Raw genomic sequence first — 14,574 nt, forward strand, 5'->3', positions numbered from 1 at the left:
TCGTGCAGGCATCGAAACGAACGCGTGCTCAGGCGTTCTTGTCGCCTTCGCTCTTGCCGAAGAGGCCCGCCAGGCCGCCGAGCGAACCCAGCACGCTGGTCAGGTCCAGCTTGCCTTCGGGGGGCACTTCGCCGTTGGGCGTCGCGCGATCGACGAGGTTCGGCAGCACGGCCGCCAGCATGCCCGACAACTGATCGCCCGACACGCCGGCCTTCTGCGCCAGCGCGCCCACTTGCTCGTTGCCGAGCACGTTGGTCACGGTATCGGGGCTGATCGGCTTGTTCTCGCCGGTGCCGATCCACGAGGAGATGACGTCGCCCGCACCGTGTTCGTGAAAGCGCTGGATCAGGCCGGAGAGGCCGCCCGGCTGGTTGTTGATGAATTCCATTGCCACGGCGATCAGGGCGGAGGAACCGCCGCCGCCTTCAGGCGACGATTTGCCGAGGGAAGATGCGAGGGAATCGAGTAGGCTCATGGCTGTCTCATTACGAGGTGACGCGGGTTGGATGCCGCCGCGACGCCGCGTGCGGATCGCGCACGCGAGGTCGCAGCGGGAGGCGCCGTCCGCGCGCGGACGACGAAAATGATGCTGCTGCGCGGTCGCTGCTCGCCGATTGAACGATCCGGCTTCGCGAGCCGCGCACCTCGGTATCGAGTGCCGGCCCGCTGATTGGTTCGATTCGATTCGAAGCGCTTGCAGTTCGCTGTTGAGGGTCCGTCGATGCTGTCGCGTTACTGGCTCGCGGCTGCGGCGCTCGCGGCCTTGTCCTTTTTCTTCTTCGACTTGGACGGCTTTGCGTCGCTCGCACCCGAAGCGGCGTCGGCGGCGGCAGCCTTTTCCTTCTTCGATGCCTTGGTCGCCTTCGTGCCCGATGCGGCCGGCGCGTTTGCCGGCGCGGTCGCTGGCGTGGTCGCGGTCGTTGCGGCGGGCGAGGTCGCGGCGGTCGCCGCTGTCGACGATTTGACCGTCGAGTTCGACGCAGCCGCGCCCGTCGTGGACGAAGGACGCGTCGCGGTCTTGCCGGTCGGCGGCGCGGACGAACCGCCGACGGTCAGGCCCGCCGTCTCCAGGTTAGCGACGGACTTCGTGCCCAGTCCCTTGACGCGGGTGGCGAGGTCGTCGGCGTCCTTGTATGGACCGTTTTTCGTGCGTTCGTCGATGATCGCCTTCGACTTCACGGGCCCGAGGCCCTTGACGGACTCGAGCGCCGCCTGATCGGCGGTGTTCACATCGACGGCCGCGAACGCGGCGCCGATCGACAGCATGATTGCAACCCACAACATCAGAAGCTTTTTCAGCATGACAGGCACTCCAGAAAGAGAGAGCTAGATTGAAAGTCGGGCGGGCGAAGTCGATCGGTGCCGTTAAGCATAGGATAAAAACCGTCCCGGACGATAACCGGCCGCATTCTGCCTGACCATCGGGCCGGCATCGCGCGGACGCACAATATTTAACGTTACCGACGCACGACGGGATGACGTGTCCACGACGACGACACCAAAACTTCGTGCTCCCGATGTTCTTTGCGCCGTCATTGCGCCGGATTTGCCGGGGAACTGGCGGATCGTGACGGATCGCGCAACGGCTTTTTCGTCGCTTGCGGCGTTTTCGCGAATGCGCCGCGCACTTCGAAACCGACGTGGTCGACCACGGCGCCGTTGACGTCGACGAGTTCGAGCGTGTGCCGTCCGGGCCACGGCAGCCACGCGATGCGCGATGTCCGCGCGAGCCGGCGGCCGTCGAGTTGCCAGGCCGTCGCGTCGTGCGCGCCGCCCGCGCGCTCGAACCAGACGCGCTGCGCGCTCGCGGGGATGTCGGGATCGAGTGCGAAGATGGTGCCGTCGGTGGGCGAGCCGATCTTCGGCGCACCGCGATTTGATGCCGGCGCTCCGGCTGTCGCGGAAAGCGCGATGGTCGTCATCTGCGTGCCGCGCACGAACCAGTCGTCGCGCGCCGGCTCGATGCCGTCCTGATACGCGATGCGCGTTTTCACGACGCCTTCGGGCGCAGCCGGTTCGCGGCTCGCCGTCCTTCGATGCAGGTAGTTGATTAGCGCGGCCCAGACGGGCGCGGCGCCCGTGACGCCGGAGACGTCCCACATCGGCGCGCCGTCCGCGTTGCCGACCCATACGCCCACCGTGTAGCGCGACGAAAAACCGATCGCCCAGTTGTCGCGCATGTCCTTGCTGGTGCCGGTCTTCACGGCGCTGAAAAAGCGCGTCGCAAGCACGCTGTCGAAGCCGAATGTTCGCGTGCGCGCGTTGTTGTCGGCGAGGATGTTGGTGACGATGAAGCTCGCTTGCGGGCTGAACACGCGCGTGCCCGGCGCCGGCGCCGCTTGGCTTGCGATGTCGCGCGTCGAGCCGGCGACGCCGCCGTTCGCGAGCGCGCGATACGCATTGGTGAGCGACCACAGCGACACGTCCGCGCTGCCGAGCGCGAGGCTGAAGCCGTAGTAGTCGCCGGCCTCCGTGAGCGGCAGGCCGAGCGCCACGAGCGTTTTCGCGAAACGATGCGGCGTGACCATCACGAGCGCGCGCACGGCCGGCACGTTCAGCGACGAGCCGAGCGCCGTGCGCACGCTCACCCAGCCCTTGAAGTCGTGATCGTAGTTCTGCGGAATGTAAAGACCGCCGCCGGTGGCGAGATCGAGCGGGGCGTCGTTGAGCAGCGTGGCCGCGGTCAGCCGCTTCTCGTCGATGGCTTGCGCGTAGAGAAACGGCTTGAGCGTCGAGCCGGCCTGCCGCGCGGCGAGCACCGCATCGACTTCCGGCGCGTTCGAGAAACCGCCCGCCGATCCGACCCACGCCAGCACGTCGCCGCTGCGGTTGTCGATGACGATCGCCGCGCCATCGTGGACATTGCGCGGCGCCGCACGCGCGTTCAGCTCGGTCAGCGTGCGCGACAGTGTGTCGCGTGCGAAGCGTTGCAGCCGTGCATCGAGCGTGGATGGCACGCGCGCGCCCGCCGCCGGATGCATTTCGCCCGCGACGCGCCGCGCGAAATGCGGCGCGAGCGCGTCGTAGTCGGAAGACAGCGCGGGCGCGGAGGCGGTGCGCGTGAGCGTCAACTGCACGTAGCTTTCGACGTTCGCGCAGTCTTCGCGCGCGCGCATGTCGCGCAGGATCGCGCAGGCACGCGCCGCGACCTTCGCGTAAGGCGCGTTCGGCGCGCGCACGAGCGCGGCGGCGAGCGCCGCCTCGCGTTCGTTCAGCCCGGAAGGCGCCTTGCCGAACAAGGTCTGCGAAAGCGCCGACAAGCCGACGATCTCGCCGCGAAACGGCACGAGATTTAGATACGCCTCGAGAATCTGATCCTTGCGCCACGCGTGATCGAGCCACAGCGCGCCGACCGTCTGCTCCGCCTTTTCGCCGACGGAGCGTCGCCCGGGCCGGCGGCCTTCGTCGTCGATGAGGGTGGTGAGCTGCATCGTGACCGTCGATGCGCCGCGCGTTTTCGTGTTCCACAGGTTCGCCCACGCGGCCGCCGCGGCACCGCGCCAGTCGACGCCGCCATGCTCGTAGAAGCGCTTGTCCTCCGACACGACGATCGCCTCGCGCAATGCCGGCGAGATGTCCGCGAGCGCGACCCAGTCGCCGCGCCGCGCCGATTTGTCGATGCGAACGCGCTGCAGCGGAACGCCTTCGCGGTCGAGCAGCACCCAGTCGGAACTGCGCCAGTTGGCGCGCACTTCATCGAAGCTCGGATACGCGTGCGCGTTCATCGCGAACACGCACGCGATGCAGCCGATGACGAGGCGCGCGGCGCGTTTCATCGCGTCACTTCGCCGCGACCGGCTTCACGACCATCGGCGCATTCGGCAGCGCGCCGAAGGACGAGGGCGCATAAAGCGCTTCGACGCGCGTCGGCGGCAAGCCGAACGTGCCGACGCTGTTCAGCCGCACCGTGTATTCGACTTGCAGCTTGCCCTTCGGCAGATAGTCGTAATACGCGCGATAGCCGTCGAAGCCGCGCTCCACGAACGCGGGCCACGCGCCGTCGCGCTTTTCTCCTTCGGTCGCGGCGTCCGAATCGCGGCCGAGCCCCGAGCCGAGGATCGTCGCGCCGGCCGGAACCGGATCGTTGACGACGACCCAGGTCATGTCGCTTTGCGCATCGATGTCGAGGCGCACGCGCACGATGTCGCCGCGCGTGAATGCGCCCTTGACCGCCGGATCGACCGGGGTGACGGTCTTCGTGATGCGATAGCCCGCCGCGAACGGCGCCTTCAGCGCGACCGCCGCGAGACTTTCGATGGTCGCCCACGGCTTGCCGCTGCCTTCCTGCGCGAGCGTGAGCGCGCCGCTCGTCCACGGCAGCGTGGCGCTGGCGGCCGGCGGCGGCGCGGGCCATGTCACCGTTTTCTCATTCGAGCCGAGCTGGATCTTCGTCTGCCCGCTGACCGGCGTGCTCTCGAACACGCGCGAGAAGCGCCCGACGGCGAGCGTGCCCCAGAGATTCGCGGTCGTGGTTTGCCAGGCGCCGTTCTTCTGCATCGCGATGAGGCCGCCGACGAGACGCGGCATCTCGTCCTTCCAGCCGGGGGCGTCGGCGAAGAGGAGCGCGGTGCGCGCCGCGTTCGATTCGGTGCCGGTCATGAGCCAGTAGAGATCGTCGTCGCGTTCGGTCGAGAACGTGAGGCGCGTGCCCTGATAGGTGAGCCGCGCGCGCAGGATCTGCTCGACCTGCGCGCGCTTCTCGTCGCGACCGGCGATGCCTTCGACGCGCGACAGGATCGCGTAGTAGTCGAGCAGCGCGGAGGTCGGCCACTGATTTGGCGCGATCGTAATCGAACTGAGCATGCGCGGTTGCGCCATTCCGTAGCGCGACAGCGCCTCGATGGCCGCGAGCTTGCGCAGATCGAGATCCTGGCGCGGCGCCCAGAAATCACGCTGAAGCTTGCCTTCGACGAAATTGACGAGACCCGACGTGAGCTTGCCGCGAAGGTCGTCGGGCAGCGCAAAGCGGCGGTCGGCCTTCGCCGCTTCGTCCGACACGGCGAGCAAGTACGCCGACAGCGTCGGGCTGCCGGTCGGCCGCTCGTCGTCAGCGGGCGGGAAGTAGTTCGCGAGGCCGTCGCGGTCCAGATACGACGGCATGCGCGCGATCACGGTTTGCCACTGCGCGGCATCCGCGAGACCGAGCGCGCGCGAGGTCTGCTGTTCGAGACAACTGTACGGATAGCGCTCGAACCAGCGACGCACCCCGGGCAGGCCGTCGGCGAGCTTCGGTTGCAGCGATACCGCGACGCCGCCGCGAATCGTGCCGTCGCTCGACGCGCTGGCGTCGGCGGGCGGCGCGACGGGCAGCGTGAGCGTGCCGTCGACTTGCGTGATGGTCGCCTGCTGGACCGTCACGGGAATCGCCGCCGTGACGCGCTGCGTCAGTTTCACCGCATCGCTCGCTTTCGCTCCGCCTTGCTCGACCGCGCTCACATTCCAGGCAAGCGCGGCCGACGACGCAGCGGCGCCGAGCACATCGGGCGCCGTCACGTCCCACGCGACTTCCTGCGACGAATCCGGCGCGAGATCAATCGTGCGCGCGTCCAGCGTGAGCCCCGGAACGCGCGGCGTCACGACGACCTGCATCTTGCGCGCGGTCGTGTTGCGCAGCGTGAACTGCGCGGGGAACGCATCGCCGACGCGCACGAGCGGCGGCAGTCCCGAAATCAGTTGCAAGTCCTGCGTGCTGCGGATCGACGCGCTGCCGCTGCCAAATTGCCCCCCGCCGACCGTCGCGATCGCGACGATCCTAAAGCTCGTCAGCGCGTCGTTCAGCGGCACGTCGACCGACGCTTCGCCGTTCGCATCGAGCGTCACGCGCGGGTTCCACAACAGCAGCGTGTCGAAGAGTTCGCGCGTCGCACTGTGCCCGCCGCCGCCGCCCGCCGGCACCGCCTTGCGCCCGAAATGCCGGCGCCCGACGATCTCCATCTGCGCCGTCGCGGTCTCGACGCCGTACGCGCGCCGTTGCAGCATCGCGTCGAGCACGTCCCAGCTTCGGTTCGGCATCAGTTCGAGCAACGCCTCGTCGACGGCGGCGAGCGCGATCTGCGTGCCCGCCGGCGCCGGTTTGCCGCCCGGCAGGGCCACGCGCACCTTGACGTGCGCCTTCGAGCGCACCGCGTAGGACTTCGCATCGGGCGTCACCGTGACGGCGAGCCGGTGCGCCGCCGTGCCGACCTTGATCTCGGCGAGACCGTAGCGGAACGCGGGCTTGGAGAGATCGACGAGCGGCGTCGGCGCTTCGTACTGACGGCCTTCGTACCAGAAGGCGCGCGCCCATTCGACCGGCGCCTTCCAGCCCCAGGTGAAGAACGAGTACCACGGCACTTCGTGAATCCGTCCGCGCAGCGCGAGCACCGACACATACACGTTCGGCCCCCACGATTCCTGCACTTTGAGGTCGATGGTCGGGTCCTTGCCGTTCAGTTCGACGACCCGCGTCTCGACCACGCCCTCGCGTTCCACCGCGACGAGCGCGGTCGCGAAGCGAAACGGCATGCGTACCTGAAAGCGGGCGGTTTCGCCGGGCTCGTAGCTCGGCTTTTCGGGCAGCACGTCGATGCGGTCGGTGTTTTCGCCGCCGAACCACAGTTCGTCCTCGCGCGTGACCCAGACCGACGTGGTCGCATTGGCCGCGCGGCCGTCGCCGTCCTTGACGACCGCGATCAGATCGACGTTGCCCGCGTCCTTGAGTTTCGCGTCGCAGGAGAAGAGCCCGTGGTCGTCGCTCTTGCCGCTGCAAAGCGTGCCGAGGTCCTTGGTTTCGGTGTGGTTGTCGTAGGCGTAGAAGCCGCCGACCATGCGCTTGCGCGAACTCGACATCAGCCGCGCGACGCCGCGAATCTCCAGCGCGACGCCCGCGCGCGGCTTGCCTTGCAGGTCGAGTGCGAGCGCCTGCACCGGCACCGCGTTGCCGACCGAGACCCACTGTCCCGCCTTGACGCCGACGGCGAGCGCAGCAGGCCAGAGCGTGGCGTCGCCGCGAATCGTCTGGATTTCGCCGTTCGGGTCCGCGAAGGTCGCTTCCATCGCGAGCCGCTTCGGCGACTCGACGGCCGGCAGCGACTTCAGCGTGACCGTCCCCGCGCCGTTGCGATCGAGCGTGACCGGCAGCTTGTCGGCGACGAGTTTCGCCGTCGCGTTCTGTTCCTCGGCGCCTTCTTCATCGTCCGATGAGGCGCTTGCGCTCGCGCCGTCGTCGGCGGGCTTGCGGTAGGGCGCGAAGCTGAAGCCGTCGAACTGCGAGGCGAACGCCGGCGACGTGTCGCGCAGGAGCGCCGACACGCGCACCGGCAGGTTCGAAGCCGGCCCGCCCGATACGTACTCGATCTGCACCGCGACCGGCGCTTCCTTCGCCGCGACGAGCGCGCTCGTCTTCTGGTCGCGCACGCCGACCGAACCCTTGAACACGGGCAGCCGGAATTCCTCGACCCGAAAGCTGCCGCTATAGAACGACGCGCGCGCCGAGCCTTCTTCGTTGTCGTTGTCGTCGCCTTGGTTGCTCGTCGAGCCGTCGTCGAGCGACACGCTGTATTCGCCGAGCTTCGCCGCCGCCGGCACCGCGAACGAGGAGTCGGCGCTGTGATCGGCGGACCACGCGAGCGGCATGCTGTACGTCTGCCCGCTGCCTTCGTGGCGGATCGTCACGCGCGTCGGATAGTGCTCGGGAAACGCGAAGCCCTTGAGCGTCTCGACGCGCATCAGGTGCTTCATCGACACCGTTTCGCCCGCGCGCACGAGCGTCCGGTCGAAGACGGTATGCGCGCGCGTCGTGCGTTCGAGGCCCATGTCGGTCGGCACGTTGAAGCGCCACGACTCGATGCCGCGATTCCAGTCGGAGCGCACGAACGCCATGTCGGGGCCGGTCGCGGGATCGTCCACGCGCGCGGACACGAAAAAGCCGTCGTAGCTGAAGCTGTCTTCGTCGCAGCGGCGCAAGGGCGAGAGCGGCTTGCTGATCGTGACGAGCCCGTTCGCGTCGGTTTTGCCGAGCGCGAGCTGTTCGCCGTTGCAGTCGGTCACGCGCACTTGCGCGTTGGGCACGGGCTTGGCGCTGTCGAGCGCCGTCACCCACACGACGCTGTTTTCGCGGCCCTGCTTGAAATGCACGCCGAGATTCGTGACGAGCACCGAGGTGCGCACGTACATCGGCTGGGTTTTGCCGAGGAGCGACCCGCCGAGCGCCGGCGACGCCAGCTCGACGACATAGAAGCCCGGCTTCGCGAGCGGAATGCCGACCACTTCGAACGGCCGAAGCGCCTTCGGATCGGCGGCGGGCACGGTGAGCGCCTCGACGCCCGGTTGCCGGTTCAAAAGCGACAGCGAACGCACGTCGATCTGCGGATCTTTCGCGTGGGCGTTGTTGCTGTTGTCGGGAGCGGGCGTGTAGACGGGCGCGGCGCCATTGCCGAGCGCCTGCGGCATCAGTTCCCGGATCTCGGAGCGCGCCATCGACGTGCCGTCGAAACGGTCGACGATGCGCATCCAGCGGCGGATTTCATCGTCCGCGTCGACTTTCAGCTTCGTCACGCGCGAGGTGCCGGCGTTTAGTCCCTGCACGTGCAGGTCGGCCTCGACGTGACGCAGCGTGACGGGCAGCATCGCCGGCATGTTCGGCTCGGCGAAGCGCTCGATGATGCCGAACGTCGACGACGAAAACTTCGCGAGCGGCGGCATCGGCGCGGTGGACGTTTTCAACGGGAAGAGATCGGCGTTCGCAAGTTTGCGGCCGCTCGTGTCCTTCAGGTTCGCGGGCAAGTCGATCGACAGTTGCGCGCGTTCGGGCAAGGGCGCCGCGAACTCAATGCTGCCGACTTCTTCGCTCTTGTCGTTCGCATCGAAGCGGGGCGCGGCGTTGCCGCCCGGGCCGTGCAGGATGATCTTCTGCGCGTCGGCGCGGGCGATCGGCGCCGAAAAGCGCAGCTGCAACGGGCGCAAAGGCGTGCATGGCGCCTTCGCGTTCTCGCGCTCGCACGAAAAGCTTGCGGTGAAGGGATCGCGCACGGTGAAGTCGAAACGCTTTTCGACGTCGTTCGCGATGCCGCTCGGGCCCGCGACACCGGCGCCGTAGACGAGTTGCATCTTGGTCGCGGACGGCAGCGTCTGCTGACAGGCGAGCGTGAGCACGCGATCGCTTTCCTTGTCGAGCCGGAAATGCTTGAGGAGGGCGGTGCGCGTGTTCGCGTCGAGCGTCTTGACGGGGATGCGGTTGCCGAGCGCATTCGATTCGCACCAGACGTTCGCGAGCACGGAGGCTTCCGTCGCCGGGCCGTTGAGTCGCAGCACGAAGGCCTGGTCTTCCTCGATTTCGCCGCCGCCCGGCATCACGCGCATGACGAACGGGCCGCCGGTTTCGAACGCGAAACTGCGCTTGCCCGTGACCGCGTTGCCCGCGTCCGACTTCAGGCCGTCGTTGAAATCGACCGCGCAGCGCATGCCCGGCGGCAGGTCGCGCTCGAAATCGTAGGCCCAGGTTTTCGCGTCGATCCAGCGCGCCGTGCCGCCGACGCTCGCGCCGCTGCATGCGACTTTCGCGGGCGCGGCCGCGCCGGGACTGCCGAAGGCGATCATCGCTTCGTCGAACTTGACGACGACCTGCCGCACCTGCGCGACCTTGCCTTGCGGCGATACGCTCACGGCGCGGGCGGCATCGGCGCGAGGCATGGCGGTACCGAATACGGCGGCCGTCAGCAGGGCCGTCGCGGCCAGAATCCATTGTTTTTTTGTTGTGACGCGGCTCATTCGCGCTCGCTCCGGGTTCGGCAGACGCCGCAGATTCTACCGGAGCCCTACACGCATCTTTCAGTTTCAGTGCATGAAAAGCGATGTTGAACGCAGAAGTTTGCGTTTGGTGACAATTCAGCTGCGGACGTCGGAAGACTTCGTCGCGACGGACACATGCCGCGTGCTGACACGGCGCCAGTAGAGAAAGAGCCCGACGCCCGCGACGCCCAGACTCAGCGTGTTCGCCACCCAGAAGCCGCGCGCGCCCTGCAGCCACTGCGGCACCATGCCGCCGGCATCGAAGCCGAGCAGATAGCCGCCGCCCAGGCCGATGCCCCAGAGCGCGAGCGCGTAGATGACGGTCGGCACGAGCGTCACCTTGTAGGCGCGCAGGATGAACGCGGTCGAAATCTGCAGCGCATCGAAGAGGTGATAGAAGACGACGATCATCACCAGCGGCATCGCCGCCGCGATGACCGCTTCGTTCGGCGTATAAGCCGAGATGATCTCCAGCCGCAGCGCCAGCACGAGCGCGCCGTACAGGCACGCGATCCCGCTCGCGAGCGCGATGCCGTGCCGCGAAATCGACGCGGCCGCGTCGAAGCGTCCTGCGCCGAGCGCCTGCGAGACGAGCGTCGACGAAGCGATGCCGATCGACAGCGGCGTCATGTAGAGCACCGCGCCGAGGTTGCCGGCGATCTGGTGGCCGGCGAGCGACGTCGTGCCGAAGCGCGAGATGAAGAGCGCCATGAACGTGTAGGACGTCACTTCGATCAGATAGGAGAGCCCCATCGGAATGCCGAGCTTCAGCAGCGCGGCCTGACGTTTCCACACCGGCCAGCAGAAGCGCGAAAAGATGCCGAACGGGCGGAAGAACTCGAATTTCACGAGCACCGTCATGCCGACCGCGGCAAGCAGCCAGTTGATCAGCGTGCTGGCAAGCGCGCAGCCTGGGCCGCCGAGCGCCGGCACACCGACCCCGCCGAAGATGAACCAGGTATTGAGCGGAAACTTGACGATGAGCGCGCCCACTTGCAGGAACATCACGAGGCGCGGCTTGCCGACCGCGTTCGTGAGCGAACTGTAGACGCGAAACACGAGGCTCGCGGGCAGCCCGAACGATACGATCCGCAGATACTGCACCGTGCGCTCGTGCAGCGCGGGCGGGGCGTCGGCGAGACCGAGGAGCGGCTCGGGAAAGTAGAGCAGCACGAAGCCGATGACGGCAAGCAGCGCCGCGAGCCAGAGCGCCTGCCGCACTTCCTCGCCGATCTCTTTCTCGCGCGCCGCCCCGAACAGTTGCCCGGCGATCGGCTGGAGCGCGACCAGAATGCCCGTCAGACCGATATAGATCGAAATGTAGACCGACGACCCGAGCCCGAGCGCGGCGAGATCGGTGGCGGAAAAGCGGCCGACCATCGCCGTGTCGATCACGCCGAACGCGATGATCGCCAACTGGCCGATCAGTACCGGCCACGCGAGCGAGGCGATTTTGCGCACATCCGCGAGCATGTCGTGAAACGCCGGACGCATCGGCTTACGGGCGCCGCAGCGTCTTCGGGCGCTCGCGCTTGACGGGCGGAACCGGCCGTTCGATGCGCACATACAGGCGGAAGCGTTCGTCGCGGTCGGCGACGCGCCGGCCTTCCCAGACGAGCTTCCACACGAACGCCGACATCGACGACGGCTCGCCGAAATCTGCGCGGTCCTGTCGCAGGATCACGTCGCAGTCTTCGTCGAAGGAGAAGCGCATGCCGCCGAAATAGGCAAAGGTCGCGATCTGCGCGTCGCCGAGACGCACGGGCGAGATGCAGCTGTAATCGGGCGGCAGGTGGTCGGCGATCTGTTCCGCGACGTCGCGATAGGTCCGGCTGTAGTTCACGACCGGCAGCCACAATGTCATCAGGAGCACCCACATGAGCGTCGTGCCCGCGCTCGACAGCACGACGCTGCGCCACAGCACTTTCGGATGGCGCGCGAGCCGCCAGCGGGCGAGCAGAACCCAGCAGAGCGTCACGGCCACCGCGCACACGAACGACAGGATCTTGAACTCGGGATGAAACCCGGGCGCGAGCCGCGCGAGATTGCGCGCGAGCGGCGGCGGAAAGCCGAAGATGCCGGCCGTCCAGACGAGCCACACGAACGTGCCGAGGATCGTGAAGCTCAGCATCGCGAACCAGTCGATCGCGTTGATCGCGCCGCGCTTCAACGTCGGCAGGGCGAAGGTCGCGAGCACCGAAAGCGGCGGCAACAGCAGCATGAAGAGACGATTCGTCTCGTGGCTTTGCAGCACGACGAGCACGAGCAGCGGCCCGATCACCGAGAGCGGCACCGCCACGTGCGGCGAGCGGCGCTGTCCGCCCCAGCTGACGAAGGTCCAGATCGCGAGCGGCCACGCGGGCCACGTGAAGAGCGGCAGGTTCTTCATCGCGTAGCCGAGCACTTCGGACGGCGGCCCGGTGAACGTGTGGAAGCTGCTGCGCCACCACTGGCGCAGCCACCATTCACCGTCTTCGGGATAGAAGTGCAGCGTCGGCAGCACCCACGCGGCGATCAGCGCGATCGCGAGCGGCAGCCCCATGATGACGAGCGGCAGGGCCCGCACCGGCCGCACGACGATCGTCATCGCGAGCGTGCAGACCAGGAGCGCGAACACGAGCACCGGGCTGCTCGACAAACCGACCACGCCGATCGCCGCGCCCCAGATGAGCGCGCCCTGCACTGGCTTGTCGATGCTGCGCACGAGGCCGTAGACGAGCATCGCGCTTCCGGCGAACTGCGCGAGCAGCGGCGAGGCTTCGTGACCGCGCTCGGCGAGCCCGAAGCACGCGAGCAGGATGAGCAGCGCGCCGTCGGCGAGCGTGCGGCCGTAGTCGCGCGGCTCCGGCTCGCCGCCGAATGCGTACTTGAACGGCTGGGCTTCATCGCGCCGGCCGAGCAGATAGGCCGTGTACCAGACGAAAGCGCAGGCGAGACAGAAAAGGAGGCCCGTCGCGACGCGCGACGCGTTGCTCGCATCGACCCACGGACTCAGCACGCGGATGAAGAGGGCGCCGAGCCAGTACATCAGCGGGCCGTCGGCGGTGAGCGCCTTGCCGACGAGATTCGGCAGCAGCCAGTCCTTCGCGTCGCCGTTCGCCATCGTCCACATCACGCCGAAGCCCGCCGCGTCCTCGTTTTTCCACGGATCGCGGCCGAACAGCCCGAACGACGCATAGACGATGCAGATGGCGAGCAGAAGCCAGCGCGGCAGGGCGCTGGTGGCGGAAGCGGTCAGGCGGACGACAGAGCGCATGCGAAAAGGAGCAGTGGATGGAAAAACAGCGACTTCAAGGCCGCGAGCGGCGCGGGTCGTTCAGCCGGCGCGCGAGCCCCGACGATGCGTGAATCGAAGCATCCGGCATTGTAGACGCGAGCCGTGCGGGTCGGCAGAAGCCGGGCGCCGCCGGGGTCGCGAGGGGCGAAGCGTGTCACGGTGCGGCCCGGGCCGGTACGGCAGGCCGCACCGAGCAGGGACAAAAAAGGGCAGCTTTCGCTGCCCTTTTTGTCGGTATCGACGAATCGACGTGTCGCGCCGACCGTGAAACGCTGCCGTCTTACTTCTTCGCCGAGAACGCTGCAAACTTCTTGTTGAACTTCTCGACGCGGCCTGCCGTGTCCATGATCTTTTGCTGACCGGTGTAGAACGGATGCGATTCCGACGACACTTCGATCTTCGCGAGCGGATAGGTCTTGCCTTCGAACTCGGCGGTTTCGCGCGTGTTGATGGTCGAACGCGTCACGAACTTGAAGTCGTTCGACATGTCGACGAACAGCACTTCGCGGTAATTCGGGTGAATGCCTTCTTTCATGGTCTTTCCTGATATCTGACGGTAGCCAACCCACTCGGCGTCTCCGAACTATTCGGAAATCCGCCTGTTTTCAAGCGAGTCACTTGCCTGAGGTCGAAAAACGGCGATTATGCCAGAAAATCAGTCGTTTGGCATGATTTCGCGGCGCCCCGCTCACGCGGACGGATGAGCCAGCGCGCCCACGCCTGCCGGGTCCTGGCGGTAATAGCGCGCGAGCAGCCGGTACAGCTCCGGATAAGCCGCCTCGAAGGCCTGCGGCGTGACGAAGAGCGCCTCGCTGCACACCGCGAAAAACTCCGACGGATGATCGGCGGCGTACGGGTCGATCAGCGAATCGCGCTCGAACTGGCGGAATCGGCGCTCCGGCACGGCGTCGACCTGCGCGCAGAAGTGGTCGTACGCGTGGTCGAAGACGTCGGCCCAGGCTTGCGCGTCGAGCGGCGCATGCCAGCGGCGAAAAAGCGGCGGATGGCCGTCGGCCTCGCCGTTGACCATGTCGATCTTGTGCGCGAATTCGTGGATCACGACGTTGTAGGCGTCCGCGCCGTCCGTCATCTGCGCGTCTTCCCACGACAGCACGACCGGGCCGCCTTCCCACGCCTCGCCGCTCGCGTCGTGCTCGACTTCATGGACGACGCCGTCTTCGTCCTCGACCGTCTTCTTGATCACGAATTCGCCCGGATAAACGATCACGCCCACCCAGCCTCGATACAGGTCGAGGCTCAGGTTGAGCACCGGCAGGCAGGCTTGAGCTGCGATCGAGACGATCATCGCGTCGGTGAGTTCGAGGTCGTGCGCGGTCGAAAACTCCTTTTGCGCGATGAAGAGGCTCGCGCACTCGCGCAGGCGGACGAGATCGGCGGCGCCGAGGTGGCCGAAGAACGGCAGCGCGTCGAGCGTGCGCTGCCAGAGCGCATCGTCGATGGCGTACTTGCGCAGCGCGCGTTTGCGCCGTTGCGCGCCGAACCAGCGTGAGAAGAGATTGGGCATCGTG

At 67.2% G+C, this 14,574-nt stretch carries 8 protein-coding genes; all 8 read right to left on the reverse strand.

Annotated features, from left to right (window positions below; translation table 11 throughout):
- Window positions 1-28: 28 nt before the first annotated feature.
- Window positions 29-475, reverse strand: a complete 447-nt coding sequence (locus AWB66_RS21610; protein ID WP_087632216.1) for a YidB family protein — start codon at window positions 473-475, stop codon at window positions 29-31.
- A 257-nt stretch (window positions 476-732) separates the two neighbouring features.
- The gene (locus AWB66_RS21615) at window positions 733-1,302 is read right to left on the reverse strand and encodes a ComEA family DNA-binding protein (protein ID WP_087632217.1); all 570 of its coding nucleotides are present in this window, start codon (window positions 1,300-1,302) and stop codon (window positions 733-735) included.
- Between the two features lie 230 nt (window positions 1,303-1,532).
- Entirely contained in the window at window positions 1,533-3,776 is a 2,244-nt protein-coding gene (pbpC, locus tag AWB66_RS21620; protein WP_087632218.1) for a penicillin-binding protein 1C, read from the reverse strand.
- 4 nt (window positions 3,777-3,780) lie between these two features.
- A complete protein-coding gene (locus AWB66_RS21625; protein ID WP_087632219.1) occupies window positions 3,781-9,747 on the reverse strand; it encodes an alpha-2-macroglobulin family protein in 5,967 nt (1,988 codons plus the stop codon).
- Window positions 9,748-9,864: 117 nt separating this feature from the next.
- Window positions 9,865-11,241 (reverse strand): MATE family efflux transporter, encoded by a 1,377-nt coding sequence (locus tag AWB66_RS21630; protein ID WP_087632246.1) that lies wholly within the window; start codon window positions 11,239-11,241, stop codon window positions 9,865-9,867.
- A gap of 25 nt (window positions 11,242-11,266) precedes the next feature.
- Window positions 11,267-13,024: an ArnT family glycosyltransferase gene (locus AWB66_RS21635; protein WP_087632220.1), complete on the reverse strand. Its 1,758-nt coding sequence runs from the start codon at window positions 13,022-13,024 to the stop codon at window positions 11,267-11,269.
- Window positions 13,025-13,325: 301 nt separating this feature from the next.
- Complete coding sequence (locus AWB66_RS21640; RefSeq protein ID WP_087632221.1) at window positions 13,326-13,580, reverse strand: type B 50S ribosomal protein L31; 255 nt, start codon at window positions 13,578-13,580, stop codon at window positions 13,326-13,328.
- Window positions 13,581-13,733: 153 nt separating this feature from the next.
- A complete protein-coding gene (locus AWB66_RS21645) occupies window positions 13,734-14,570 on the reverse strand; it encodes a M90 family metallopeptidase (RefSeq protein WP_087632222.1) in 837 nt (278 codons plus the stop codon).
- Between the last annotated feature and the right edge of the window lie 4 nt (window positions 14,571-14,574).

Source organism: Caballeronia telluris, assembly GCF_001544495.1.
Classification (GTDB): domain Bacteria; phylum Pseudomonadota; class Gammaproteobacteria; order Burkholderiales; family Burkholderiaceae; genus Caballeronia; species Caballeronia telluris.

Excerpts from the sequence above, each read along its gene's own strand:
- AWB66_RS21610 (WP_087632216.1), bottom strand. The coding sequence starts at position 475 with ATGAGCCTACTCGATTCCCTCGCATCTTCCCTCGGCAAATCGTCGCCT.
- AWB66_RS21615 (WP_087632217.1), bottom strand. The coding sequence starts at position 1,302 with ATGCTGAAAAAGCTTCTGATGTTGTGGGTTGCAATCATGCTGTCGATC.
- pbpC (WP_087632218.1), bottom strand. The coding sequence starts at position 3,776 with ATGAAACGCGCCGCGCGCCTCGTCATCGGCTGCATCGCGTGCGTGTTC.
- AWB66_RS21625 (WP_087632219.1), bottom strand. The coding sequence starts at position 9,747 with ATGAGCCGCGTCACAACAAAAAAACAATGGATTCTGGCCGCGACGGCC.
- AWB66_RS21630 (WP_087632246.1), bottom strand. The coding sequence starts at position 11,241 with ATGCTCGCGGATGTGCGCAAAATCGCCTCGCTCGCGTGGCCGGTACTG.
- AWB66_RS21635 (WP_087632220.1), bottom strand. The coding sequence starts at position 13,024 with ATGCGCTCTGTCGTCCGCCTGACCGCTTCCGCCACCAGCGCCCTGCCG.
- AWB66_RS21640 (WP_087632221.1), bottom strand. The coding sequence starts at position 13,580 with ATGAAAGAAGGCATTCACCCGAATTACCGCGAAGTGCTGTTCGTCGAC.
- AWB66_RS21645 (WP_087632222.1), bottom strand. The coding sequence starts at position 14,570 with ATGCCCAATCTCTTCTCACGCTGGTTCGGCGCGCAACGGCGCAAACGC.